The sequence below is a fragment of the Streptomyces sp. NPDC054047 genome (genome assembly GCF_055585065.1).
In genome coordinates this window covers 1013826-1037502 of sequence record NZ_JBVJKV010000002.1, presented here as the reverse complement: position 1 = coordinate 1037502, position 23677 = coordinate 1013826, and the positions used below count along the sequence as shown (strand labels likewise).

22 protein-coding genes are annotated in these 23677 nt (G+C 72.2%); 12 read left to right on the top strand and 10 right to left on the bottom strand.

What is annotated here, in order from left to right:
- Positions 1-18: 18 nt before the first annotated feature.
- The 4 genes from ACZ6ZP_RS11155 to ACZ6ZP_RS11140 all read right to left on the bottom strand — a co-directional run bounded on the left by ACZ6ZP_RS11155 (position 19) and on the right by ACZ6ZP_RS11140 (position 2885).
- A complete protein-coding gene (locus ACZ6ZP_RS11155) occupies positions 19-498 on the bottom strand; it encodes a carboxymuconolactone decarboxylase family protein (RefSeq protein ID WP_351161712.1) in 480 nt (159 codons plus the stop codon).
- A gap of 5 nt (positions 499-503) precedes the next feature.
- Complete coding sequence (locus ACZ6ZP_RS11150; RefSeq protein WP_351161435.1) at positions 504-1583, bottom strand: NAD(P)H-dependent amine dehydrogenase family protein; 1080 nt, start codon at positions 1581-1583, stop codon at positions 504-506.
- A gap of 88 nt (positions 1584-1671) precedes the next feature.
- Entirely contained in the window at positions 1672-2187 is a 516-nt protein-coding gene (locus tag ACZ6ZP_RS11145; RefSeq protein WP_351161432.1) for a lytic polysaccharide monooxygenase auxiliary activity family 9 protein, read from the bottom strand.
- A 152-nt stretch (positions 2188-2339) separates the two neighbouring features.
- Positions 2340-2885, bottom strand: coding sequence for a nitrobindin family protein (locus tag ACZ6ZP_RS11140; RefSeq protein WP_351161429.1), 546 nt, complete (start codon positions 2883-2885; stop codon positions 2340-2342).
- A 217-nt stretch (positions 2886-3102) separates the two neighbouring features.
- On the opposite strand from ACZ6ZP_RS11140, the gene ACZ6ZP_RS11135 reads away from it, so the two are divergent.
- The 8 genes from ACZ6ZP_RS11135 to ACZ6ZP_RS11100 all read left to right on the top strand — a co-directional run bounded on the left by ACZ6ZP_RS11135 (position 3103) and on the right by ACZ6ZP_RS11100 (position 12488).
- Positions 3103-4128, top strand: coding sequence for a FecCD family ABC transporter permease (locus ACZ6ZP_RS11135; protein WP_351161427.1), 1026 nt, complete (start codon positions 3103-3105; stop codon positions 4126-4128).
- The gene (locus ACZ6ZP_RS11130; RefSeq protein WP_383823444.1) at positions 4125-5198 is read left to right on the top strand and encodes a FecCD family ABC transporter permease; all 1074 of its coding nucleotides are present in this window, start codon (positions 4125-4127) and stop codon (positions 5196-5198) included. The genes ACZ6ZP_RS11135 and ACZ6ZP_RS11130 overlap by 4 nt, the downstream gene beginning before the upstream one ends.
- A gap of 5 nt (positions 5199-5203) precedes the next feature.
- The gene (locus ACZ6ZP_RS11125; RefSeq protein ID WP_469406432.1) at positions 5204-6058 is read left to right on the top strand and encodes an ABC transporter ATP-binding protein; all 855 of its coding nucleotides are present in this window, start codon (positions 5204-5206) and stop codon (positions 6056-6058) included.
- A 48-nt stretch (positions 6059-6106) separates the two neighbouring features.
- The gene (locus tag ACZ6ZP_RS11120; protein ID WP_399974104.1) at positions 6107-7801 is read left to right on the top strand and encodes an ABC transporter ATP-binding protein; all 1695 of its coding nucleotides are present in this window, start codon (positions 6107-6109) and stop codon (positions 7799-7801) included.
- Complete coding sequence (locus tag ACZ6ZP_RS11115; RefSeq protein WP_469406430.1) at positions 7798-9669, top strand: ABC transporter ATP-binding protein; 1872 nt, start codon at positions 7798-7800, stop codon at positions 9667-9669. The genes ACZ6ZP_RS11120 and ACZ6ZP_RS11115 overlap by 4 nt, the downstream gene beginning before the upstream one ends.
- Positions 9669-10757, top strand: a complete 1089-nt coding sequence (locus tag ACZ6ZP_RS11110; protein WP_383823439.1) for an iron-siderophore ABC transporter substrate-binding protein — start codon at positions 9669-9671, stop codon at positions 10755-10757. Before ACZ6ZP_RS11115 ends, ACZ6ZP_RS11110 begins: the two co-directional genes overlap by 1 nt.
- Before the next feature lie 15 nt (positions 10758-10772).
- Positions 10773-11309 carry an NUDIX hydrolase family protein gene (locus ACZ6ZP_RS11105; protein WP_351161410.1) on the top strand — a complete coding sequence of 179 codons (537 nt, stop codon included), beginning with the start codon at positions 10773-10775 and terminating at the stop codon, positions 11307-11309.
- A gap of 120 nt (positions 11310-11429) precedes the next feature.
- Positions 11430-12488: a YncE family protein gene (locus ACZ6ZP_RS11100; RefSeq protein WP_469406429.1), complete on the top strand. Its 1059-nt coding sequence runs from the start codon at positions 11430-11432 to the stop codon at positions 12486-12488.
- A 38-nt stretch (positions 12489-12526) separates the two neighbouring features.
- Here the strand turns inward: ACZ6ZP_RS11100 and ACZ6ZP_RS11095 are convergent, their stop codons facing one another.
- The 3 genes from ACZ6ZP_RS11095 to ACZ6ZP_RS11085 all read right to left on the bottom strand — a co-directional run bounded on the left by ACZ6ZP_RS11095 (position 12527) and on the right by ACZ6ZP_RS11085 (position 15596).
- A complete protein-coding gene (locus tag ACZ6ZP_RS11095) occupies positions 12527-13852 on the bottom strand; it encodes a YhgE/Pip domain-containing protein (protein ID WP_469406428.1) in 1326 nt (441 codons plus the stop codon).
- A gap of 107 nt (positions 13853-13959) precedes the next feature.
- On the bottom strand, positions 13960-14649 hold the full coding sequence (locus ACZ6ZP_RS11090; RefSeq protein ID WP_469406426.1) for an esterase/lipase family protein: 690 nt from the start codon (positions 14647-14649) through the stop codon (positions 13960-13962).
- Between the two features lie 215 nt (positions 14650-14864).
- Positions 14865-15596, bottom strand: a complete 732-nt coding sequence (locus ACZ6ZP_RS11085) for a FadR/GntR family transcriptional regulator (RefSeq protein WP_469406425.1) — start codon at positions 15594-15596, stop codon at positions 14865-14867.
- Between the two features lie 236 nt (positions 15597-15832).
- Here ACZ6ZP_RS11085 and ACZ6ZP_RS11080 point away from each other — a divergent pair, with 236 nt between their 5' ends.
- The 3 genes from ACZ6ZP_RS11080 to ACZ6ZP_RS11070 all read left to right on the top strand — a co-directional run bounded on the left by ACZ6ZP_RS11080 (position 15833) and on the right by ACZ6ZP_RS11070 (position 20048).
- On the top strand, positions 15833-17119 hold the full coding sequence (locus tag ACZ6ZP_RS11080; RefSeq protein ID WP_469406423.1) for an SLC13 family permease: 1287 nt from the start codon (positions 15833-15835) through the stop codon (positions 17117-17119).
- 90 nt (positions 17120-17209) lie between these two features.
- Positions 17210-18685, top strand: a complete 1476-nt coding sequence (locus ACZ6ZP_RS11075; RefSeq protein WP_469406420.1) for an acyl-CoA synthetase — start codon at positions 17210-17212, stop codon at positions 18683-18685.
- Positions 18678-20048 (top strand): carboxyl transferase domain-containing protein, encoded by a 1371-nt coding sequence (locus tag ACZ6ZP_RS11070; protein WP_469406419.1) that lies wholly within the window; start codon positions 18678-18680, stop codon positions 20046-20048. The genes ACZ6ZP_RS11075 and ACZ6ZP_RS11070 overlap by 8 nt, the downstream gene beginning before the upstream one ends.
- Positions 20049-20422: 374 nt before the next feature.
- Here the strand turns inward: ACZ6ZP_RS11070 and ACZ6ZP_RS11065 are convergent, their stop codons facing one another.
- Together ACZ6ZP_RS11065 and ACZ6ZP_RS11060 are read right to left on the bottom strand one after the other, a co-directional pair.
- Positions 20423-20839, bottom strand: a complete 417-nt coding sequence (locus ACZ6ZP_RS11065; protein WP_361461237.1) for a hypothetical protein — start codon at positions 20837-20839, stop codon at positions 20423-20425.
- Positions 20840-20865: 26 nt separating this feature from the next.
- Positions 20866-21270: an STAS domain-containing protein gene (locus ACZ6ZP_RS11060; RefSeq protein ID WP_351161708.1), complete on the bottom strand. Its 405-nt coding sequence runs from the start codon at positions 21268-21270 to the stop codon at positions 20866-20868.
- Positions 21271-21472: 202 nt separating this feature from the next.
- Here ACZ6ZP_RS11060 and ACZ6ZP_RS11055 point away from each other — a divergent pair, with 202 nt between their 5' ends.
- Entirely contained in the window at positions 21473-22522 is a 1050-nt protein-coding gene (locus ACZ6ZP_RS11055) for an NAD-dependent epimerase/dehydratase family protein (protein WP_383823424.1), read from the top strand.
- Positions 22523-22564: 42 nt separating this feature from the next.
- Here ACZ6ZP_RS11055 and ACZ6ZP_RS11050 read toward each other — a convergent pair whose 3' ends face one another.
- A complete protein-coding gene (locus tag ACZ6ZP_RS11050; RefSeq protein ID WP_469406417.1) occupies positions 22565-23677 on the bottom strand; it encodes a sensor histidine kinase in 1113 nt (370 codons plus the stop codon).

The window sequence follows — 23677 nt, the reverse complement described above, 5'->3', positions numbered from 1 at the left end:
GCGCCGGGGCACTGCGCGTCAGTGCCCGGGCAGGACGCACACCGCATCGAGGCCGAGCACGTGGTTGAGCCGGCCGAACGCCAGCCAGGAGCCGATGCTCATGCTCAGCTCCACGATCTCGCGCTGGCTGTAGTGCGCGGTCATCCGCGTCCAGAACTCGTCGTCGAGGCCATGGTGATCCAGGGCGTACCGCTCGGCGTACTCGGCGGCAAGACGTGTCCGGTCGTCGAAGGCGTCGGTGGTGCGCCACTGGGTGACCGCTTCGGCGAACTCCTCCTCGACCTTCTGGCCCTCGCGCTCGGTCCGCCAGTCGAGGCAGAACAGGCATCCGTTGATCTGCGCGACGCGCAGCCGCGCGGCCTCGAACTCCCGCAGCCCCAGCGTCGTGTGCTCGTACACCGACAGCGAGAAGTTCGCGGCGGCCATGCCGATCCCGGGGACCATGTCGCCCCACACGTACCCGATCGGCTCCTGGCCCTCGGGGATGTCGATGTGCATCGAGCTCATTGCTTGCTCCTTCCGAGCTTGCCGGTCGCGGGACGCAGCGGGACGTCGAGCGCGTCGTAGAGTCCGGGTTCCGCGGCCACGAGCCAGTCGATGGCGCCGACCAGACGGCCGACCGCGGTGGCGTTGCCGCCCGCCGACCGGTTCTCGCCCTCGTCGGTGGCCTCGACCGTCACCTCGATGCGCGGGCGGCCCTCGACGATCACGCGGTGCGCGCCCGCGCCGTCGGGCGGCGACGGCCAGTCCGGTGCGCAGGACGGGTGGATGCGGGTGACGTGCTCGATGACGATGCGCGGTTCGCCGCCGACGATGCCCTGCACCTCGAAGCGCACCGCGCCCTGGGTGCCCGCCGCGAAGTCGCCCATCGTCCGCGTGCTCACCGAGGTGTCGAGCGCGCGCCGCTCCAACGTCTCGCGGATGTCGTCGAGTTCGGCGCCGAGCGCCCTGGCCATCAGCCGTATCTGGCCGCCCCACACCATGGTCGGGACGGTCTCGGCGAGCATCAGGGGCTCGTAGTCCATCGGATGCCCCATGCCGATCAGGTGGCGTACGGAATCCTCCTGGTCGTACGTGGAGTAGTCGAAGATCTCCTGGCAGCGGATCGCGTCGACGGTGCTGCCGAGGCCGCTGATCAGCAGCGGCAGGACGTCGTTGCCCCAGCCGGGGTCGACGCCGGACACGAAGAGGGAGCCGCCGCCGTCCGCGATGGCGGCGAGGAGCGGATCGCGCAGCTCGGGCGGGGCGTTGCGCTGGTCGTAGAGGGCGTACAGCGCGGGGGTGACGACGACGGCCCCGGCCCGGATCGCGCGGCCGACGTCGGCCAGGGCCTCGTCGGGGCGGATGTCGCCGGAGGCCGCGTACACCACGGCCTGGGGTGATGCCGCGAGGACGGCGTCGATGTCGTCGGTCGCCGCGACGCCGAGACGTTCGTCGAGCCCGGCGAGGTCGGCCGCGTCGCGGCCGACCTTGTCGGGAGTGTGGACGAGCACGGCGGTGAGCTTCAGCGCCGGGTGGGCCTCGACGGCACGGATGGCCGCTCGGCCGACATTTCCGGTTCCCCAGACAACCGTGGAAATCATGCGGCGGAGGGTAACCAGAGGGCGTATCAGTTCATAGGGCCATGACCGGAGAGATTTACGTCGAGGACGCGGGTCATGGACGGCTGCCCTAGCGGATGTTGACGTCGATGCACGCGTAGAAGGCGTTCGAGGTGTCGCCTATGTTCCAGACCGCGAGCACCTTGTGCCTGCCGGTGGCGCTGCCGAGGTTGACCTGGTGCGAGACGGTGGCGGGTGGCTGCTGGTTGCCGCCGTCGATCGTGGCGACCTTCGTGCCGTCGACGAAGTACTCGTAGTTCGCGGTGCGGTGCCGTGCGGTGAACGTCCAGGTGAAGGTCTGCGTCCTGCTCACGTTGCTGACCTTCCACCCCTTGCTGTCGTCGTTCAGCTCCGCGAACCGCGCGTTGCCGCCGTTGCAGCTGCGCAGGCCCTTGGGGCCCTCGACGCTCTGCGGTTCGTACTTGATGTCGCCGCACGCGATGGTGCGCGCGGCGCACTGCGCCTGGCGGCTGGCCGGTGCGTTGACATACCCGTGCGCACTGGCCGAACCGGTGGGCAGCGTGAGCGCGAGGACCGGGGCGAGGCCCGCACCGATCATGGCGGCCAACTTCCGCTTCCTGTGCATGCGTGACTCCTTCACGGCGCTGTGAGTGGGGGGCGTGCGTGAAGTGCTGAGGCCAGATGTTCTCGTTGGCCGATTAGTCCAGACCATAGACTTCGGCGAGCCTCGGTCAAGGCCGCTTTCGGGCCACGTGCGGGCGGCGCGGCGGGAGGCGGCTACGCCGTGCGGCGCAGGTGTGCCGAGAGGTGGTGCTGCAGCGGCTGGCCGACCGCTTCGAGGTCGTGGACGAAGGTCAGTTGGCCGTCGTCGGTGAGCGTGTAGCGGCGGCGGGTCGCCTTGACCTCCTTGGCGGTGGGGGTGCGGGCCACCTCGCTGGTGGAGAGGTCGATCGTGTTGCCGGCCGCGTGGCCCACCGCGATCTCGGCGATGCCGGTGGGCTGGGTGATCAGCGCCTCCACCCGGCCGTCGGGCTGTAGCCGCCACCAGCCGCTCTCCCGGGCCGAGGGCCGCAGCGGTGCGTCGTCGGCGTCGAGGAGCCAGGCCCGTGCCTCGTACCGGAGGAAGGGGCGGCCGTCGTGGCTGAAGGTGACCTCCTGGGCGTACGTGAAGTCCGCCTCCAGGGTCGGGTACTCGCCCTGGCCCCGCCCGTGCCAACTGCCCAGGAGTCCGAGCACGGGCGTGAGCAGCGCGTGCGGTGCCGGTGCCTCGTCCGGCCGGTGAGCGTCGGGGTACGGGTGCTGCGCCGGTGCGGGGTCGAACACGGTGTGCGCTCCAGGGAGTCGGGGTCGGTGCCTGGAGGAAGCCTAGGGGTCCACGGGGGCAGGGGTCCGACGGCGACGGCAGCGGCGGGGCCCTCACCGGCGGTGGCCGAAAAGTTAGGGTAACCTCATCGACCGGCCCGACTGTGGCGGAGATCGCGCCCCGCATCACGTCCAAGTCCCGCCGCCCTCAAGGGAGTTGGCAGTTGGAGACCGCAAGGTGACACGGAGCAAAAGGGCCCGTCCAGCCCTTCTCGTGGCTCTGCTCTGCACCGCCCTGGCCGCGCTCTGCGTCCTGTCGATCGCCCTCGGTGCGGCGAACGTTCCGCCGGACCAGGTCGTGCGGGCGCTGTTCGGCCACGCGCCCAGCCGGCTCGTGGAGAACATCGTCTGGTCGGCGCGCGTGCCCCGCACCACGCTCGGCCTCGCGGCGGGCGCGGCCCTCGGTCTCTCCGGCGCGCTCATGCAGGCCCTGACCCGCAATCCGCTCGCGGACCCGGGCATTCTCGGTGTCAGCGCAGGTGCCTCCTTCGCCATCGTCCTGGCCGTCGGGGTGCTCGGCGTCGGCTCGTTCCACGGGTACGTCTGGTTCGCCTTCGCGGGCGCCCTGGTGGCGAGCGTCGTGGTCTATCTCCTCGGCAGGCTGGGCCGCTCCGGTCTGACGCCGGTCAAACTGGCGCTCGCCGGCGTCGCGGTGACCTCGCTGCTCTCCTCGCTCACCAGCGCGATCGCGCTCACCGACCCCGACGCCCTGGACCGCTACCGCTTCTTCTCGGCCGGTTCGATGGCCGACCAGGACGGCGCGACGGTCCTGCGCATCCTGCCCTTCATCGCCGTGGGCGCGGCCCTCGCCCTGGCGTGCGCACCGGCCCTCAACAGCCTGGCCCTTGGCGACGACGTGGCGGCCTCGCTGGGGCGGCGGCTCGGACTGGTCCGGCTCCAGGGCGTCGCCGCGGTCACGCTGCTGACCGGCGCGGCGGTCGCGGTGATCGGTCCCGTCGTCTTCATCGGGCTGATCGTCCCGCATGTGGCGCGCGTGCTCGCCCAGTCGGCGGGGATCGGCCCGGACCACCGCTGGCTGCTTCCGCTCTCCGCGGTGCTCGCCCCGTGCCTGCTGCTCGCCGCCGACATCGTCGGACGGGTCGTCGCGCGCCCCACCGAGATCCAGGCGGGCGTCGTCGTCGCCTTCATCGGCGGCCCGTTCTTCATCGCCATGGTCCGCCGACGCCATCTGTCGGAGGTATGAGCATGAGTGCTCCGAAGACCGCGCTCGGCTCCTCTTTCCGCACCTACCGGCTGACCGTGCCGCCCGTCTCCGGGGTCCTGCGCCCCCGGCTCGTGGCGCTGGGCGCCGTACTCGCCGTCGTCGGCTTCCTGCTGTTCTGCTGGGGCCTGTCGATCGGCGACTATCCGATCGCCATCGCCGATGTCGTACGTGCCCTGGCCGGTTCCGGCGACCCGGGCACCGTGCTCGTGGTCCAGGAGCTGCGGCTGCCCCGCGCGCTGGTCGGGCTGCTCGCCGGATTCGCCTTCGGCGTGTCCGGGGCGCTGTTCCAGACCATGACCCGCAATCCGCTGGCCAGCCCCGACATGATCGGCCTGACCCAGGGCGCGGGCACCGCCGTCGTCGCGGGGATCGTCCTTGGCTGGGACGGCGGCCTGGGCACGCAGGCCCTCGGGCTGTTCGGCGCGCTGGCCACGGCGCTCATCGTGTACGCCCTGGCCTGGCGCCGCGGCGCCACCGGCTACCGGATCATCCTGGTCGGCATCGGGGTGGCCTGGATCTGCACCAGCGCCACCGACTATCTGGTGGCCAAGGGCGGACGCTTCCAGGCACAGGCCGCCCTGGGCTGGCTGGTCGGCAATCTCAACGGCCGTACGTGGGGCCAGGTCGGGCCGCTGGCCATCGCCCTCGCGGTGCTGCTGCCGACGGCGCTGCTCCTCGGACGGCTGCTGCGCACCCTGCAACTGGGCGACGACGTGGCCACCGGGCTCGGCACGCGCGTACAGCCGGTGCGCCTGGCCGTCCTGCTCACCGGGGTCGGGCTCGTCGCCTTCGCCACCGCGTCCGCCGGGCCGGTGGCCTTCGTGGCGCTCGCCGCACCGCAGATCACCCAGCGCCTGGCCCGCACCGCGTGGCCGCCCGCCCTCGCATCGGGGCTGACCGGGGCCGTGGTGGTCCTCGGCAGCGACCTCGTCGCCCGCACCCTCGTCCCCGGCACGGAACTGCCGGTCGGCATCGTCACCGGCGTGCTCGGCGCGCCGATCCTGCTCTGGCTGCTCGTCCGCGCCAACCGCGCGGGCTCAGGAGGTTGATCCCCATGTCGGCTGACTCCCTGTCGACCGACCCCGTCCCGGCGGGCCCCGCGCCGGCCACCGCCGTGGACCTGCGCGCCAGTGACCTGCGCCTGTCCTACGGCAACCGGCTCGTGGTGGACGGTCTGGACCTGTCCGTCCCGCCGGGCCGGATCACGGCCATCGTGGGCGCCAACGCCTGCGGCAAGTCCACCCTGCTGCGTGCCCTGGCCCGGCTGCTCGCGCCCCGCGACGGCGCCATCCACCTGGACGGCCGCGCCCTGCACTCCATACCCAGCCGCGAACTGGCCCAGCGCCTGGGCATCCTGCCGCAGAGCCCGGTCGCCCCGGAGGGTCTCACCGTCGTCGACCTCGTCAACCGCGGCCGTTCACCGCACCAGACCTGGTGGCGGCAGTGGTCGAAGTCCGACGAGCGTGCCGTCCACGAGGCGCTGGCCGCGACCGGCATGACCGATCTCGCGGACCGTCCCGTCGACGAACTCTCCGGCGGGCAGCGCCAGCGCGCCTGGATCGCCATGGCGGTCGCCCAGGGCACCCCCGTCCTGCTCCTCGACGAGCCGACGACCTATCTCGACCTGGCGCACCAGATCGACGTGCTCGACCTGATCACCGACCTGAACCGCCGCGAGAACCGCACCGTCGTGATGGTGCTGCACGACCTCAATCAGGCCTGCCGCTACGCCGATCACGTCGTCGCCATGAAGGCGGGGCGGATCGTGGCCGAAGGCACCCCGGCCGAGGTGATCACCGTGGACGTCGTGCGGGTCGTCTTCGAGCTGAAGTGCCGCATCACACCGGACCCCGTCAGCGGGACTCCGCTGGTCATTCCCATGGGCCGTCACCACGGCGAACCAACTTAGGGTAGCCTCACCTAGATTTTCCAATGTCCGGCCCTGGAGGGGTGGCGGGTGAGTTCTTCAAGTCCGTCGGGGCGGGACGTCCTGAAAAAGTCGGTACGGGGGCAGCGGCGCGACGTCGCCGTCGGCTCGGTGCTGGGCTCCGGCCATCAGATAGGCGAGGCGCTGGTCCCCGTCCTGATCGGCGTCGCGATCGACCAGGCCGTCACCGACTCCGACACCGGCGCCCTGCTCGTCTGCCTCGGTGTCCTGGCCGTCGGCTATGTGGCCCTCGCGCTGAGCTTCCGCTTCGGCGCCATGGCCGGCGAGCGCGCCGCGGCCCGCGCCGAGCACACCCTGCGCATCTCTCTCGTACGCCGCATACTCGACCCCGGCGGCGGAGCCGAGGAAGGCCGCCTGCCGGGAGCCCTGGCCAACATCGCGACCGAGGACGCCAAGCGGGTCGGCGCCGTCAACATGGCCCTGATGGCCGGGATCTCGGCGCTGATGGGCATCCTCACCTGCGCCGTCGTCCTGCTGCGGATGTCACTGACGCTCGGCCTCGTCGTCCTGCTCGGCACGCCGGTGCTGCTCTGGCTCGGGCATCTGCTGAGCAAGCCCCTCGAAAGCCGCAGCGAGGCCGAGCAGGAGCGCGCGGCGCACGCGTCCGCCGTCGCCGCCGACCTGGTGACGGGCCTGCGGATCCTCAAGGGCATCGGCGGCGAGTCGGCGGCCATCGCCCGCTACCGCACCACCAGCCGCGACTCCCTGGGGGCCACGCTCAAGGCCGCACGCGCGCAGGCCTTCCAGAGCGGTGTGGTCCTCGCCCTCACGGGGTGCCTGATCGCCGCCGTCGCGCTGGTCGGCGGCAGGCTGGCCGCCCAGGGCAACATCAGCCTCGGCGAGTTGGTGTCGGCGGTGGGCCTCGCGCTCTTCCTGATCGGCCCGCTGGAGACCCTCGCCTGGGTCAACGCCGAGCTCGCCCAGGGCCGTGCGTCGGCCGGCCGGATCGCGGAGGTCGTCGCCACCGCGCCCGCCGTCACCGCCGGGGACCGGAGCCTGCCCCAGCCGGTGCGCGGCGCCGTCCGCCTCGACGGCGTACGGCACGGCGGGCTGCACGGGGTGGATCTCGACGTCGCGCCCGGCGAACTGCTCGGCATCGTCGCGACCGATCCCGCCCACGCCACCGATCTGCTGCGCTGCCTGGCCCGGCGCACCGACCCCGCCACCGGGACCGTCACACTGGACGGCATATCCCTGCGGGACCTCGACCCGGCCGAGCTGCGCACGGCGATGCTCGTCGCCGATCACGACGCGGACCTCTTCGCGGGCACCGTCCGCGAGAACGTCACGGCCGCCGCGCCCGACGGCACCGACCCGGAACAGGCGATGGCGGCCGCCGGAGTGGCGCAGGTCGCCCAGACCCTGCCGGACGGCGAGGACACACCGGTCGGCGAGCGCGGCCACGCGCTCTCGGGCGGGCAGCGCCAGCGCGTCGCCCTGGCCCGTGCGCTGGCGGCCGAGCGGCCCGTCCTCGTGGTCCACGATCCGACCACCGCGGTCGACGCCGTGACCGAGGCCCGCATCGCGGCCGGTCTGCGCGAGATCCGCAAGGGCCGCACCACGGTCCTGGTGACCACGAGCCCCGCCCTGCTCTCGGTCACCGACCGGGTGGTGCTCCTGGACGAGGGACGGGTCACCGACTCGGCCCCGCACGCCGACCTGATCCAGCGTCACGAGGCCTATCGCACGGCGGTGTTGGCATGAACGAGACCCGTTCCGACATGAACGAGACCGCCTCCGAGCAGCAGCAGGACACCCGCGAGCTGCTGCCCACCGCCACCGCGCCGCGCACCCGCGCCGCGGTCCGCGAGCTGGTGCGACCGCACCGTGGCCTGGCCGTCGGCGGCTTCGCGGTGATGATCGCGGCGACCGGCGTGGGACTCCTGGTCCAGCCGCTCCTCGGCCGCATGGTCGACCTGGTGGCCGACCAGCGTCCGCCGGGGGACCTCACGCTCCCGGTCGTACTGCTGGTCCTGGTCGCCCTCGCGCACGGCGCGACCACCGCGCTCGGCCTGTCGCTGATCTCCCGGCTCGGTGAGACCGTGCTCGCGCAGCTGCGCGAGCGGTTCGTCGAGAAGGCCCTGCGGCTGCCGCTGGAACAGGTGGAGAAGGCCGGGGCCGGAGACCTCACCGCCCGCGTGACCCGGGACGTCTCGGTGGTCGGCGAGGCGGTGCGCAGCGCCCTGCCCGAGCTGGCCCGCTCCCTCCTGGCCATCTTCCTGACGCTGACCGCGATGGCGGTCCTCGACTGGCGCTTCCTGGTCGCGGCCCTCCTCGCGGTGCCCGTCCAGGCGACCACCGCCCGCTGGTACGTCCGCCACGCCGTCCCGCTCTACGCCCAGCAGCGCATCGCCACCGGGGCCCAGCAGCAACAGCTCCTGGACACCATCGCCGGCGCGGGCACCGTGCGGGGCTTTCGCATCGAGGAGGAGCACACCGCGCGGGTGACCCGGCGTTCGTCGACCGCGGTCGCGCTGAAGATGCGCGGCATACGGCTGGTCCTCGACTTCTACAACCGGCTGCACGTCGCCGAGTACACCGGCCTCACCGCGGTCCTCGTCACCGGTTTCCTCCTCGTCCGCGCGGACTCCGTGTCCATCGGCACCGCGACCGCCGCCGCGCTCTACTTCCACAGCCTGTTCACGCCGGTCAACTCCGCACTCGTACTCCTCGACGACGCCCAGTCGGCGACCGCCTCGCTCGCCCGTCTGGTCGGGGTCGCCGACGAGCCGACCCCGGAGCCCGCGGCCACACAGGCGCCGCGGCCGCGCGAGCCCGGTGCGCGGCCGGACGGCACCGTCACCGTGATCGGCATCGACCACGCGTACGTACCCGGACAGCCCGTCCTGCAGAACGTGGACCTCACGCTCCGGGCCGGGGAACGGGTGGCGCTGGTCGGCCCCAGCGGCGCGGGCAAGACCACCCTGGCCAAGCTCATCGCCGGGGTGCACCGGGCGACTTCGGGCTCGGTGCAGCTGACCGGGACGCCGGGCCGGGGCAGCGGTCTGCCGGTGGCCCTGGTCACCCAGGAGACGCACGTCTTCGCCGGGCCGCTGGCGGACGACCTGCGCCTGGCCCACCCCAAGGCCACCGACGACGAGCTGCGCAAGGCGCTGACCGACGTCGACGCGCTGGAGTGGGTCGAAGCGCTGCCCGACGGCCTGGACACCGTCGTGGGCGACGGAGGCCACCGCCTCACCTCCGCCCAGGTCCAGCAACTGGCCCTGGCCCGGCTGATGCTGGCCGACCCGCCGGTGGCCGTGCTCGACGAGGCGACGGCCGAGGCGGGCAGCACCGGCGCGCGGCTCCTGGAGAAGGCCGCGGGCCGCGCGGTCGAGGGACGTACCGCGCTCGTCGTCGCGCACCGCCTCACCCAGGCCGCGACCGCCGACCGGATCGTCGTCATGGACGGCGGCCGGATCGTGGAGAGCGGCACCCACGACGAACTGCGCGAGGGCTCCGGGCCCTACGCCTCCCTGTGGCAGGCGTGGTCCGGCACCCGTACCGCGCCCGACAAGACCCCCACGCAGCATGCCGGCCCCGACACCTCCACCGTGAAGGACGACGACTGATGCTCGGCTCCCCCAGACGCGTACGCCTCTCTCCCCGACGCCCGGCGCGTCTCGCCACCGCGCTCGCCTCCGCGCTCCTCCTCATCGGCACCGCCACGGCCTGCGGCTCCGGGGACGACGCCGACACGGGCTCGGACGGCGCCGCGTCCGCGGACGGCGCCTTCCCGGTGAGCATCGCGCACAAGTACGGCAGCACCACCGTCAAGGCCGAACCCAAGCGGATCGTCACCGTCGGCCTCACCGACCAGGACGCCGTGCTCGCCCTGGGCAAGGTGCCCGTCGGCACCACCGAGTGGCTCGGCGGCTACAAGGGCGCCATCGGCCCCTGGGCATCCGACGAGCTCGGCAAGGCCAAGGCGCCGACCGTCCTGAAGGACACCGGCACCGGACCGCAGACGGAGAAGATCGCCGCGCTCCGCCCCGACCTGATCCTGGCCGTCTACGGAGGCCTCACCAAGGAGCAGTACACGACCCTGTCGAAGTTCGCCCCGGTGGTGGCCCAGCCCAAGGAGTACAACGACTTCGGGGTCCCGTGGCAGCGGCAGACGGAGACCATCGGCAAGGCGCTCGGCCAGGAGGCCGAGGCGAAGAAGCTGGTGACGGGCGTCGAGGCCGACTTCAAGACCGCGACCAAGAAGAACCCCGCGTTCGCCAAGTCCAGCGCCGTGATGGCCACTCCGTACGAGGGAATCTTCGCGTTCGGCAGCCAGGACCCCCGCTCCCGGGTCCTGACCGGCCTCGGCTTCACCCTGCCCGGCGGCCTGGACAAGGTCATCGGCGATGAGTTCGGCGCCAACATCAGCAAGGAGCGCACCGATCTGCTGGACACCGACGCGATCGTGTGGATCGCGTCCGACCCGGCGAAGGACGAGGCCAAGCTCGACAAGAACGCCCTCTACGCCGATCTGGACGTGGCCAAGGAGGACCGAGAGGTCTACGTCGCGGAGAGCAGCGACTACGGCAACTCCGTCTCCTTCGTGACGGTCCTGAGCCTGCCGTACATGCTGGACCGCCTGGTGCCGCAGCTGGCATCGGCCGTCGACGGCGACACCGCGACACGGGTGAAGCCGCACGCCGGGAACCAGTGAACGTATGATCAGCCGATGTCTGACACGACCGAAACCACGCCCGGCTGGCTGACCTCCGACGAGCTCGAGCAGGCCCGTAACCGCATGCCGATCCTGTACGTCGAGGCCGTGCCGGTGCGCGTCGACGACAGCGGCGAAGTCACCAGCATCGGACTGCTGTTGGGGATGGGCCGGGACGGGTCGGTCAGCCGCTCCCTCGTCTCCGGCCGGGTCCTGCACCACGAGCGGGTCCGGGACGCCCTGCTGCGCCACCTGGAGAAGGACCTCGGCCCGGCGGCGCTCCCCCGCGTCCCGGCCTCCCTTCAGCCCTTCACCGTCGCCGAGTACTTCCCGACGCAAGGCATCACGCCGTTCCACGACCCCCGCCAGCACGCGGTGTCCCTCGCCTACATCGTCCCGGTCGCCGGCGACTGCCGTCCCCGCCAGGACGCTCTGGACCTGGCGTGGTTCAGCCCGCAGGAGGCCTTGTCGGTGGTGGTCCAGAACGAGATGCCGGGCGGTCACGGCGTCCTGCTCAAGCAGGCCCTCGCGCACGCGGGCTGCCTGTCCTGAGCAGAGCCGGGATCCGGGAAGAGCTGACGGGAGGGGCCTGACGGATTAGGTAAGGCTCGGCTAAGTTGATCGGCGAGTGCCTTCCTCCGGAGGCACATCTGCCAAGGAGATCGACGCAGCATGAGCTCAACCATCCGCCGGGCCCGCCGTACCACCGCGATCACCGTGTCGCTCGCCGCGGGAGGTGCGCTGGTCTCGACCGGCACCGCGGGCGCCGACACCGCGAGGACCGGCTCGCCCACCGTCACGGTGCCGATCAGGCAAGGCCTGTACCAGTCCGCGTACTCCGAGCGGAACGACGCGCTCTGGATGACCTCCTCCGTGGGCATGCCGCCCGCCACCGTCACCGACTCCCGGTTGCTGCGGGTCGACCCGGACACGCTGAAGGTCGAGAAGGCCTACGCGCCGCCGGTCACCGACGCGGCCACCGGCGCCGTCGAGTCGGTCTACGGCGTCACCGTCGACGACGAGCACAACACCGTCTGGACGACGAACACCCGCGACAACTCCGTCGCCGTCTACAGCCAGCGCACCGGCAAGCGCCTCGCCACACTGCCGAACGTCAACCACGCCCGCGAGATAGTCGTCGACGAGCGGCGCGACACGGTGTGGGCGAGCTCCTTCGCCGACGGCAGCCTCGTCGCCTTCGACTCCAAGACCTTCAAGGAGAAGAAGCGCCACACCGTCCCCGGGACCGGCCCGACGGGCATCACCGTCAACGAGCGGACCGGATCGGTGTACGCCGCCGACTACCACGGCGCCCAGATCATCGAGGTCTCCCCCGGCGCCGGGAGCCCGCGCCTCATCCCGGCCGGCAAGGGACCGCTCTCGATCGCCCTCTCCAAGAACGGCCGCACCGCCTACACCGCCGACCAGACCTCCGGCACGGTCACGGTCGTCGACCTGCGCAAGGGTGCGGTCACCCGGTCCGTGGCCACCGGCGGCGGCACCAAGTCCGTGGCCGTCGACCACCGCTCGGGCCACGTCCTGGCCGTCAACCGCACGAGCGCCACCGTCACGATCGTCGACCCGTACAAGGGCGTCGTCGTGAAGTCCGTGGCCACCGGCGCCAACCCCAATCACGTCCAGGTGGCGGGCGGCCACGCGTACGTGCTCGACAAGTCGGGCTCGGGTCCGGCGGGCGAGGATCTGCTGACCCGGGTCCGGCTGCGCCGCTGACCGGCCCGGGGAGGGTTCGGCGCGAGTTCAGGGCGAGTTCAGGGCGAGGGCTGCGGGGTCATCCGGTGCAGCCCCTTGCGGTCGTAGTAGCGGGTCATCGCGAACCCGAAGGCCGCGGCGATCACGCTCCCGATCGCGATCATGATCCAGGCGCGGCCGAGGCCCGCGTCGGCGCGGGCGTCGAAGAAGAGGATGGAGCGTACGCCGCCGCTGAGTTGGCGCATGGGCTCGAAGATGCCGAGGAAGCGGTAGAAGCCGGGGACCGCCTCCAGCGGGATGGTGGCCCCGGACGAGGGCAGGCCCAGGACGATGAACACGAACATGGACACGAGCTGGCCGATCCCGCCGAAGGCCGCGTTGATGGCCTGGACCCCCAGGCCGACGGCGAGGCTCGCGCAGTAGGAGAAGATCCACAGCAGTGGCAGGTGGGTGGCGTCCATCCCGAGGATCGCGACGGTGGCCAGCATGATCAGGGTGGTGGTCAGGGCCGTGATGCCCGCGGTCATGGCCATCTTCAGGAGCAGCGTCTGCGTGCGGCTGATCGGCACGGTCGGGCGGCGCGTGTGCCAGGGGCCGATCTCGCTGTCGGCGTAGCCGAGGGCGGTGTCGACGCCCATGCTGATCATGTTGGCGCCGAGGAACCCGGCCAGGACGAGCAGCAGGGTGTAGTAGAACGCGCTCAGGCCCAGGCCGCTGTTGTCGCCGATGGGGTGGCCGACCTGGGTGGTGATGCCGACGGGGTCGGCGAGCAGCAGGCCCGCGGTGGAGCCCGCCTGCCGGTCGGCGCCCGCCTCCTTCAGCTGCTTGCCGATGGCCTGGGAGGACTGCTGCGCCGCCGCGGTGGTGATCCTGCTCCCCAGGGAGGAACCGAGGCTGCCCATGCCGGGGTTGGTCAGCACCGTCATCGTCGGCCGCTCGGTCGCGCGCGTGGTGGTGAGCGCGGCGACGGAGTCGCTGAAGTCGGCCGGGATGAGCAGGGCGCCGTAGATCTTGCCGGAGTCCAGTTCGTCCTGGGCCTGCGCCCGGGTGAGCCGGCGCCAGTCGGCCTTGTCGGTCGAGGTGTCGGCGAGGATGCTCTCGGCGACCTGCGTCCCCAGGTTCTGCTTCTGTCCGGCCGGGGGCTTGCCCTGGTCCGCGTTGACGATGGCGAGGGGCAGGTCGCGCAGGTCGCGGTTCGGGCTGATGATGCCGCCCATGTAGAGCAGCGACAGGAGCAGGGCGAGCATGCCGGTCAGAACGGTGGGCACCAGCCAGAGCTTGGGGCGGCGCAGGAGTGCGGAGGCGCGGGCTTCGGTGCCGGTGCCTGCGCTGGTGCCCGCGCCTGCGCTTGTGCCTGTGTGACGGGGAGCGTTGTCGTCGTCCATGCAGCCCACCTTCGGTGCCGCGCGGGGCACCGAAGGCGAACAACACGTTCAGGAGCGAAGGACCAGGCGAATGGGTTCGGGCGGGTTCGCGTCGACCGCGGACGAAGTCAACCGCGGACGAAGTCCCGCACCCCCGCCGACACCCCGTCGTCCCCGAGCAGGTCGTTGTGTTTGAGGCACCCCGCGGCGTTGTTCGTCGCCCCGCCGAGGCGCACGCTGTCGTCCGGGTTGATGATCTCGTCGCAGTTGGACCACCAGGTCGCGTAGGCGACGTCTCCCGGCGTCTCGTCGCCCTCCGCGAGCCCGTCCTGGACGTACGAACCGGGCGTCATGTCTCGGCAGGCCTGGGACCAGGCGGCGCAGGCCCAGGCCGTCGCGGTGCCGTGGTTGGGGCCCGCGAGGGAGGCCCAGTGGGCGACCTTCCCGGTGCCGCCGCCGTGCTTGACGTACCAGCGGGTGACCAGGCTGCCGAAGGAGTGGGCGACGATGTCCACCTCCTCGGCTCCCGACCGTGCGCGCACCTCGTCGACGTACGCGGCGAACCGCCCGGAGAGCACTTCGTTCACCGACTTGCTGGTGTCGTAGCCCCAGGAGAACAGCTCCGCGTCCGTGTACCCGGACGCCTTGAAGTCGTCGCGCAGGGAGCCCCACACGCCCGGGTCGGCGTTGTAGCCGTGGACGAAGATCACCGGAGTGCGGGCGGACTTCGGGGCCTCGTCCGCCCGCGCCGCGGTCAGCGGCGTCAGCAGGGCGGCGGCGGCCGCGATGGTCAGCGGGACGGAGATTCGGCGCAGCACAGGTTCCCCCTCGGGCCGGCGGACGTCACGCGCTCGCGGTCGCCAGGACTCGTTGCGCGTGAGCAGTGCCGAGAATGGTGAGGTCTCCGCCGCCGAATGAACAGCCCTGTGCGGCGGGGAAGTTACCGCGGGTACTGCCTGGGTGCCGCCGGGTGCTGCCTGGTACCGCCGGGTACTGCCTGGTGCCGCCGGGTGCTGTCAGGTGCCGCCCGGCCCTACGCCTCGGAGTGGTCCGGAGCGCTCGCCTCGTCGTCCGGGTTCCAGTCCAGGAGCCGCACCTTCGCGACCGTCCGCACGTGCCGGCGCATCGCGGCCGCCGCCGCCCGGCCCCGGCCGGCCTCGATCGCGTCGAGGATCGCGTGGTGCTGGGCGAGGGACCGGGCGGGTCGGCGCACCTGGCGCAGCGACTCGTTGCGGCTCTCGGTGATCTGCTCGGCGATGGAGCGCATGAAGTCGGCGAGCAGCACGCTGTGCGCGGCCGCGGTCACGGCGGCATGGAAGAGCCGGTCGCCCTCGACGCCCCGCTCGCCCGCCTCGATCTCCCGCGCCATCGTGTCGAGGGCGCGCCGCATCGCCCGCAGGTCCTCGTCCGTGCGCCGCTCGGCGGCCAGTTCGGCGAGTTTGGTCTCCAGGGCCTCGCGCGCCTCGAGGACGTCGGGCAGCCGCCGCCTGCGCTCCACCAGCCGCTCCACGGGCTCGGCGTCCAGGCTGTCCTTGACCAGGTAGGTGCCGCCGCCGTGCCGCACCTCGACCAGGCCCTGCACTTCGAGCACGACGATGGCCTGCTTGACGGAGGCGCGGGAAACGCCGAGGCGCTGGGCCAGTTCACGCTCGGGCGGCAGCCGGTCGCCGGAGCGCAGGCCGCCTTCGCCGACGTAAGCACGCAGCCGGTCGAGCACCTGCTCGTACAGCCTCGTCCTGCCCATGGGGCGCAGCGCGTCAGACATCCCAACCCCCCATTTCGGTCCCCGCCCGGTCGCCGTGCCGAATCCCGGCCCCCGTGCCGATGGATTCGCAGCCTAACAGCGGCCGACGCGGTGGACGAGTGGCCAAGTGGTTCAGCCAATTTGCGTCCGATCCCTTGACGGCCGAAACCGATACCCCGACGCTGAGTTCCGCCAACAGCCGGATTGGCTCAGCCACTTGGCCAATGAAGGACGGCCCCAGGGACGGGAGCCCCCCGATGTCCGCCGAACTCATCTCCATCCTCGTACTCGTGGTGGTCTTCGTGATCGCCACCACCCGCTCCATCAACATGGGCGCGCTCGCGTTCGCCGCCGCCTTCGCGGTCGGCGAGCTGGCCGCCGACCTCGACGCGGACGGCATCTTCGCCGGTTTCCCCGGCGATCTGTTCGTCGTCCTGGTCGGCGTGACCTATCTGTTCGCGATCGCCCGCGCCAACGGCACCACGGACTGGCTGGTGCACGCCTCCATCCGGCTCGTGCGCGGGCGGATCGCGCTGATCCCCTGGGTGATGTTCGTGATCACCGGGGCGCTCACCGCGATCGGCGCGGTCAGCCCGGCCGCCGTGGCGATCGTCGCGCCGATCGCCCTGAGCTTCGCCGCACAGTACGGAATCAGCCCGCTCCTGATGGGCGCCATGGTGGTGCACGGCGCCCAGGGCGGCGGCTTCTCGCCCATCAGCATCTACGGCTCGATCGTCAACGGCATCGTGGAGCGCGAGAACCTGCCGGGGAACGAGCTCGCGCTCTTCCTCGCCTCACTGATCGTCAATGTGCTCATCGCCGGGATCGTCTTCGTCCTCTTCGGCGGGCTGAAGCTGGGCGGCCGCGACACCGGCAAGGGCGCCGAGGGGATCGACGGGGACGGACCCGAAGGGGCCGAACCAGCCGGGAACGGCGCGAGTTCGCGGCTCGATCCGGCCAAGATCGCCACTCTCGCCGCCCTGGTCGCCCTCGTCGTCGCCGTGCTCGGCCTCGATCTCGACGCCGGTCTGAGCGCCATCACCCTGGCCGTGATCCTGAGCGCGGTCTGGCCCGACTCCAGCCGCAAGGCCGTCGGCGAGATCGCCTGGTCGACCGTGCTGCTGATCTGCGGCGTGCTCACCTACGTCGGCGTCCTGGAGGAGATGGGCACCATCGACTGGGCCGGAGAGGGCGTCTCCGACATCGGCGTCCCGCTCCTCGCCGCCGTGCTGCTCTGCTACATCGGCGCGATCATCTCCGCGTTCGCCTCCTCCGTCGGGATCATGGGCGCGCTCATCCCGCTCGCGGTGCCGTTCCTCGCCCAGGGCGAGATCGGCGCGGTCGGCATGATCGCGGCGCTCGCCGTCTCCGCCACCGTCGTGGACGTCAGTCCCTTCTCGACCAACGGCGCGCTGGTGCTCGCCGCCGCCCCGGACGTCGACCGGGAGCGCTTCTTCCGCCAGCTGATGGTGTACGGCGGGATCGTGGTGGCCGTGGTGCCCGCCGCGGTGTGGCTCGTCCTCGTGGTGCCAGGATTCGGGTAGGACGAACGAACCCACAGGGCACGACAGCACGGCAGCACACCGGCACGAGAGCACGACAGCACCTCGATGACAACCAAGGAGATACGCAGCGTGAGTTCTCCCCGCCCGGCCCCTTTCCCGCCCGACTTCCCGCCCCTCTTCCCGGCCCTCGTCGCGGGCCCCGGCATCCCCGCCCTGCGCTTCGGCGAGCGCTCGCTGACGTACGCCGAACTCGCCGCCACGGCCGGGTCCCTGGCCGCCTCGATCGGCTCGGCCCGCCGGGTCGCGCTGTGGGCGACGCCGACGCTCGAAACCGCCGTCGGTGTGGTGGCCGCGCTGCTCGCCGGTGTGCCCGTCATCCCGCTGAACCCGAAGATCGGCGAGCGCGAGCTGGGGCACATCATCACGGACAGCGCCCCGTCGGTGGTGCTCGCCGCTCCGGGGGACGAACTCCCCGCGCCCCTGCGCGCGTTGGAACGTACGGACATCACCCTCACCGGCACCGCGGTGCCGGCGGAGCTGCCCGCGGAACCGGACCCGGAGTCCCCCGCCCTGGTCGTCTACACCTCGGGCACCACGGGACCCCCCAAGGGCGCGGTACTGCCCCGCCGGGCTCTCAGCTCCACCCTGGACGCCCTTGAGGACGCCTGGCAGTGGACGTCCGACGACGTGCTGGTGCACGGGCTTCCGCTGTTCCACGTGCACGGGCTCATCCTCGGCATCCTCGGGCCGCTGCGCCGTGGCGGTTCGGTACGGCATCTGGGGCGGTTCTCCATCGAGGGCGTACGGCAGGAACTGGCCGACGGGGCCACGATGCTGTTCGGCGTGCCCACCATGTACCACCGCATCGCGGAGGCGCTGCCCACCGACCCGGGGCTCGCCAAGGCCCTGTCCGGCGCGCGGCTCCTGGTCTCCGGGTCGGCCGCGCTGCCCGTGCACGACCACGAGCGGATCGCGGCGGCCACCGGGCGCCGGGTGATCGAGCGGTACGGCATGACGGAGACCCTGATGAACACGAGCGTGCGGGCCGACGGCGAACCGCGCGCCGGAACCGTCGGGGTGCCGCTGGGCGGTGTGGAGCTGCGGCTCGTGGACGAGGCGGGCGCAGAGACCTCGGACCGCCAGGAGGTCGGCGAGATCGAGGTGCGCGGCCCGAACCTGTTCACCGAGTATCTGAACCGGCCCGACGCCACCGCCGCGGCCTTCACCGCCGACGGGTGGTTCCGCACCGGCGACATGGCGGTGCGCGACGAGGACGGCTACGTACGCATCGTCGGCCGCAAGGCCACCGACCTCATCAAGAGCGGCGGATACAAGATCGGCGCGGGCGAGATCGAGAACGCCCTGCTGGAGCACCCGGGGGTGCGGGAGGCAGCGGTCACCGGCGAGCCGGACGACGACCTGGGCGAGCGCATCGTCGCCTGGATCGTGCCGTCCGACCCCGCACAGCCGCCGCCGCAGGCCGACTTGGCGGACCACGTGGCCGCCCAGCTCGCCCCGCACAAGCGGCCACGGACCGTGCACTATCTGTCGGAGCTCCCCCGCAACGACATGGGGAAGATCATGAAGCGGTCCCTCCATGCCTGAGTCCGCACCCGCTCGCCCGTCCGCCCGCCAGTCCGCCCGCGCGGCCATCGCCTCCGTGGCCGACCAGGACAGCTTCCGCGAACTCGCCCTTCCAGAACAGGGGTTGAGGGAGGAGCGGCTGGACGGCCCGCTCGCCTGGCAGGGGTACGCCGATTCCCGCGCCCGGGCCGAGGCACGCACCGGCGAGCGGGAATCGGTGGTGTGCGGCACCGCCACCGTCGGCGGGACCCGGGCGGTGATCGCCTCTTTCGAGTTCGGCTTCCTGGGCGGCTCCCTCGGTGAGCGCACCGGGGACCGTCTGGAGGCCGCGCACCGGCACGCCCGGGAACACCGGCTGCCCTTCGTCTCGCTGATCGCGACGGGCGGCAGCCGTATGCAGGAAGGCATGCGCGCCCTGGTCCAACTACAGCGCGTGGCACGGCAGTCCGAGCTCACGGGCGCCGCGGGCCTCCCCCGGATCGCGGTCCTGCGCGATCCGACCACGGGCGGCGGCTGGGCCACCCTGGGAGCGGGCGCCGACCTGATCCTGGCGCTGCCCGGCAGCCAGGTCGGCTTCGCCGGGTCCCGGGTGCGCCCGGCGGACTCGGACCCGGCGGCGTACACCGCCGAGGCGCAGCTGGCGGCGGGCGCGATCGACGACGTCGTAAGCCCCGAGGAGTTGCGCGACGCGCTGGGGCTGCGCCTCAGGCTGCTGTCCGCGCCCGCTTCGACGACCACACCGCCCGAGCCCCCCGCCGCCCTCGGCCGCACCGACCTGCCGGCCACCGGCTGGGAAGCCGTGAGCCGCGCCCGCGCCCCCGAACGACCGCGGGCCGCCGCCTACTTGGACGCCCACTTCACGGAGCGCGCACCCCTGCGCGGCGACCGGTGCGGGGGCACGGACCCGGGGATGCTCTGCGGGTTCGGGCTGCGCCAGGGGCGTACGGTCGCGTACGCGGCGCAGTGCGGGACGGCGACGACGCCAGCCGGGTACCGCACCGCGGCCCGCCTCGTCCGGCTCGCGGGGCGGCTCGGTCTTCCCGTGCTCACGCTCGTGGACACGCCGGGGGCCGCGAACGGGGCGGAGGCCGAACGGGCGGGAGCCGGTGCGGCGATCGCCGATCTCTTCGCCGCCGTCGCCTCCGCGCCGGTGCCGGTCACCTCGCTGGTCATCGGCGAGGGCGGCTCCGGCGGCGCACTCGCTCTCGCGGCGCCGGGCAACCTCTGGGCGACACCGGACAGCTACTTCTCGGTGATCGCCCCTGAGCTGGCCACCGCGATCCTCAAACGGGGCGGCGACGAGACCCGGTCGACGGCGGAGCAGCTGCGACTGCGCCCCCAGGATCTGGTCGAACTCGGCGTCGCACGCGGCATGGTGACCTGACGTCACCTCATGGGACACAGGAGTGGGTCAGCCCCTGTTCCGATCAACCCGGCACGCTCCTACCATCCAAACGAGGCAGCAGGACGCGAGCCGTGGTCCGCATGAGCTCTCCGGCCGCTGCCCTCCCCGTCCGAGGGTGGGGTACTCCCGCGACCCCACTGCCGGGGAGGGCATCCCGCGCGCGGGGGCGATGACGGGGAACCTCGCCCCTCGCGCGCCCGACGGCCGCCGCCCTTGTGAGCAGGCGGCGGCCGTCCCTCGCGCACGAGCGCACGAGGGACGGGGCGGGAGGGACAGCGCCGAGGCCGCCCGGCAACTCGCATATCCGGCGCACTCGTTGCCGTCAGGCCCCGGCATCCATCGCCTCGACACGGTCAGGACCCGGCATCCGTCCCCTCGACGACCTGAGCGGCCATGCGCAGACAGATCTCGGGGAGCTCCGGGGCGCTTCGGATCCAGTCCTCGGTGTCGATGCCGGCGACGACGCCCGCTGTCCACAAGGTGGCGAGCAGACGGGTCGCCAGGTCACGCTCCGCACCCCTGGCCTCGGGAGCCGCACGGCGGACGGCGACCGTCGCCCGCTCGATCAGGGACGGTTCGAGCAGCCAGCGAATCCCCGCTCCGGCCTCCACGAGGAAGCCGGAATAGATCGCCATGAAGATCCGCGCGGTCTCGGTCTCCTTCTCCAGGCCGACCCGCGCCTGCTCGGTGAACTGGGTGATCAGACCCAGGTGGTCGCCCAGATGACTCGACGGGGTCCCGTGGCTTCGCCGACGTTCGCCATTCGTCATGTCCGCACCCTCCCGTCCGCCCCCGGTCAGGAACTCTTCCCCATCTCGGGCCGGCCCCGTCCTTCACCAGAGGCTTTGCCGGCGGTCAGTGCCTGTTCCACGGTGTCGTGGATCGCCAGCACGTCGGCCAGCCCCACGATGCGCAGCACCGCACGCACCACTCTGCGCGAGGCCACCACCCGCACCACGACTCCGCGTTCGACCAGACGCTGCCGGAGGTCGTCGAGGACGGCCACCCCGGCCATGGTCAGGAAGGGAGCGGCGGCCCAGTCCACGACCACTGCCGACACCCCGTCGCGCGCGGCGCGGTCCAGCCGGGTCCGGCACATCTCACCCAGCTCCCACCGCAGCGGTTCGGCATTGCCGATATCCACTTCCGGGGGCATTTCCACCACCAGGCAGCCCTGCCTGACGGATGTATGAAGCATCATCCAGACCACCCCCATAGGGCCGTCTCGACTACAGAAGGGGTCGCTTCAACTCACAGCAGAAGTATGCCAATCCACTGTCCGGACTTCAGCCGGGTCAGCTCAAAGCTTCAGGGTGAATCCTTCTCCGCACGGTTCTTACGGACCCGTGACGAAGCCCCGTCGGTGATCGTCACCCCGGCTCGGCGCGCCTAGCGTGGGCCGCATGCGCGTACTTGTCACCGGCGGCGCCGGGTTCATCGGATCGCACGTGGTCGAAGCCCTCACGGAACGCGGGCACGAAGTGGCGGTGCTCGACGCCCTGTTGCCCTCCGCCCACGCCGTACCACCGCGGCCACCCGCCGGACAGCGCTGGACCGTCGCCGACGTCCGGGACCGGGACGCCGTGCGGGACGCGTTGCACGGGGTGGACGCGGTCTGCCATCAGGCGGCGATGGTGGGGCTCGGCAAGGATTTCGCGGACGCCCCCGAGTACGTCGGCTGCAACGACCTGGGCACGGCCGTCCTGCTCGCCGCGATGGCCGAGACCGGGGTACGGGATCTGGTGCTCGCCGGTTCGATGGTGGTGTACGGGGAGGGGCGGTACGAGTGCGTACACCACGGGGTGGTCCGGCCGGGTCCGCGCGCGGCGGACGACCTGGACGCCGGGCGCTTCGAGCCGCTCTGCCCCGACTGCGCGGCCGAGTTGGCCCCCGGCCTGGTGGGGGAGGACGCACCCGCCGATCCCCGCAATGTGTACGCGTCGACCAAACTGGCGCAGGAGCATCTGGCCGCCGCCTGGGCGCGGGCAGGCGGCGGCCGCGCCGTGTCGTTGCGCTACCACAACGTGTACGGTCCCGGCATGCCCCGCGACACCCCGTACGCGGGTGTGGCCTCGTTCTTCCGTTCCTCGCTGGAGCGGGGCGAGGCGCCCCAGGTCTTCGAGGACGGCCGTCAGCGGCGGGACTTCGTGCATGTACACGATGTGGCGGCGGCCAACGTGATGGCGCTGGAGGCGGTGCGCGAGCGTGAGGCGGGGGCGTTCACGGCGTACAACACCGGCAGCGGGGAGCCGCACACCGTCGGTGAGATGGCCCGCGAGCTGGCGCGGGCGTTCGGCGGCCCGGCCCCGGCGGTGACGGGTGAGTACCGCCTTGGGGACGTACGGCATGTCACGGCGGACTCAAGGCGGTTGCGGGCGGAGCTGGGGTGGCGTGCCGAGATGGGCTTCGCCGAGGGGATGGCTTCCTTCGCGAAGGCTCCGCTGCGGGGGTAGCCCGGCCGGAAGCTTCAGACGAAGGCCTCAGTGCGAGGGCCGCTACGCCCGCGCCGTCGGCAGCGTGACCTCGAAGCAGCAGCCGCCCGCCACGTTGCGGACGGCCGCCCGGCCTTGGTGGGCCTCGACGATGCCGCGCACGATCGCGAGGCCGAGCCCCGCGCCCGCCGGGGGTGTGCGGGACTGGCTGCCGCGCCAGCCGGTGTCGAAGACGCGGGACAGGTCCTCCTCGGGGATGCCGCCGCACCCGTCGGTCACGGACAGGACCACGCCGTCGGGGGAGCGCTCCGCGGCCACCGCGACGGTTCCGTCGGCGGGTGTACGGCGAATCGCGTTGATCAGGAGATTGCCCAGGACGCGGCTCATCTCCTTGCTGTCGACCACCACCGGGACGGCATCGACGCGGTCGCCGACGAGACGCACTCGGTGCTCGCGGGCGAGGGGGTCGACGCCCGCGAGCGCGTCGCCCACCAGGTCGTAGACGGAGATCCGCGCCGGAGACAGCGCCAGCGCGCCTGCGTGGATGCGGGAGAGCTCGAAGAGGTCGCCGACCATGGAGTTGAGGCGTTCGACCTCGGTGCGGATCTGGCGCAGATAGCGGTCGGGATCGGCCGCCATGCCGTCCTCGAGCGCCTCGGACATGGCCCGCAGGCCTGCCAGCGGGGTGCGCAGGTCGTGCGAGATCCAGGCGACCAGTTCGCGGCGTGAGCGCTCAAGGGCCCGCTCGCGCTCGCGGGACTCGGAGAGCTTGGCGCTGGTCGACTCCAATTCCCTGGTGAGTGACGCGAGTTCGGCGCTCACGGGCTCGGGAGGGGCGGCGAAGCTGCCGCCGTCGCCGAACGAACGGGCCGCCAGGGTCAGTGCCTTGCTGCGGGCGACCACCCAGCGGCCGAGCAGCAGCGCGGTGGCGAGCGAGACCACGGCGGCCATCGCCACGACGATGGTCACCACCTTCAGGTCGTGCGGTGACAGGAACATCTCCCAGGCCACCGCGAGCGTCCCGGCCAGCATCGCGAGCACCGCGACGGCCGCCACGACGCTCATCGCCACCGTGACGGAGCGGTGGCGCAGCAGGCGCAGCGTCAGGGCGCCGAGGAGCCCCGCGCTCGCGGCACCGAGGAAGGCGAACAGGGCGATGACGAGGATGTCCCGCAT

Bases quoted from the DNA above. Each gene is read 5' to 3' on its own strand.
- ACZ6ZP_RS11150 (WP_351161435.1), bottom strand. From the start codon at position 1,583: ATGATTTCCACGGTTGTCTGGGGAACCGGAAATGTCGGCCGAGCGGCC.
- ACZ6ZP_RS11055 (WP_383823424.1), top strand. From the start codon at position 21,473: ATGCGCGTACTTGTCACCGGCGGCGCCGGGTTCATCGGATCGCACGTG.
- ACZ6ZP_RS11115 (WP_469406430.1), top strand. From the start codon at position 7,798: ATGAACGAGACCCGTTCCGACATGAACGAGACCGCCTCCGAGCAGCAG.
- ACZ6ZP_RS11095 (WP_469406428.1), bottom strand. From the start codon at position 13,852: ATGGACGACGACAACGCTCCCCGTCACACAGGCACAAGCGCAGGCGCG.
- ACZ6ZP_RS11145 (WP_351161432.1), bottom strand. From the start codon at position 2,187: ATGCACAGGAAGCGGAAGTTGGCCGCCATGATCGGTGCGGGCCTCGCC.
- ACZ6ZP_RS11085 (WP_469406425.1), bottom strand. From the start codon at position 15,596: ATGTCTGACGCGCTGCGCCCCATGGGCAGGACGAGGCTGTACGAGCAG.
- ACZ6ZP_RS11065 (WP_361461237.1), bottom strand. From the start codon at position 20,839: ATGACGAATGGCGAACGTCGGCGAAGCCACGGGACCCCGTCGAGTCAT.
- ACZ6ZP_RS11125 (WP_469406432.1), top strand. From the start codon at position 5,204: ATGTCGGCTGACTCCCTGTCGACCGACCCCGTCCCGGCGGGCCCCGCG.
- ACZ6ZP_RS11060 (WP_351161708.1), bottom strand. From the start codon at position 21,270: ATGATGCTTCATACATCCGTCAGGCAGGGCTGCCTGGTGGTGGAAATG.
- ACZ6ZP_RS11070 (WP_469406419.1), top strand. From the start codon at position 18,678: ATGCCTGAGTCCGCACCCGCTCGCCCGTCCGCCCGCCAGTCCGCCCGC.
- ACZ6ZP_RS11080 (WP_469406423.1), top strand. From the start codon at position 15,833: ATGTCCGCCGAACTCATCTCCATCCTCGTACTCGTGGTGGTCTTCGTG.
- ACZ6ZP_RS11155 (WP_351161712.1), bottom strand. From the start codon at position 498: ATGCACATCGACATCCCCGAGGGCCAGGAGCCGATCGGGTACGTGTGG.
- ACZ6ZP_RS11130 (WP_383823444.1), top strand. From the start codon at position 4,125: ATGAGCATGAGTGCTCCGAAGACCGCGCTCGGCTCCTCTTTCCGCACC.
- ACZ6ZP_RS11110 (WP_383823439.1), top strand. From the start codon at position 9,669: ATGCTCGGCTCCCCCAGACGCGTACGCCTCTCTCCCCGACGCCCGGCG.
- ACZ6ZP_RS11105 (WP_351161410.1), top strand. From the start codon at position 10,773: ATGTCTGACACGACCGAAACCACGCCCGGCTGGCTGACCTCCGACGAG.
- ACZ6ZP_RS11050 (WP_469406417.1), bottom strand. From the start codon at position 23,677: ATGCGGGACATCCTCGTCATCGCCCTGTTCGCCTTCCTCGGTGCCGCG.
- ACZ6ZP_RS11100 (WP_469406429.1), top strand. From the start codon at position 11,430: ATGAGCTCAACCATCCGCCGGGCCCGCCGTACCACCGCGATCACCGTG.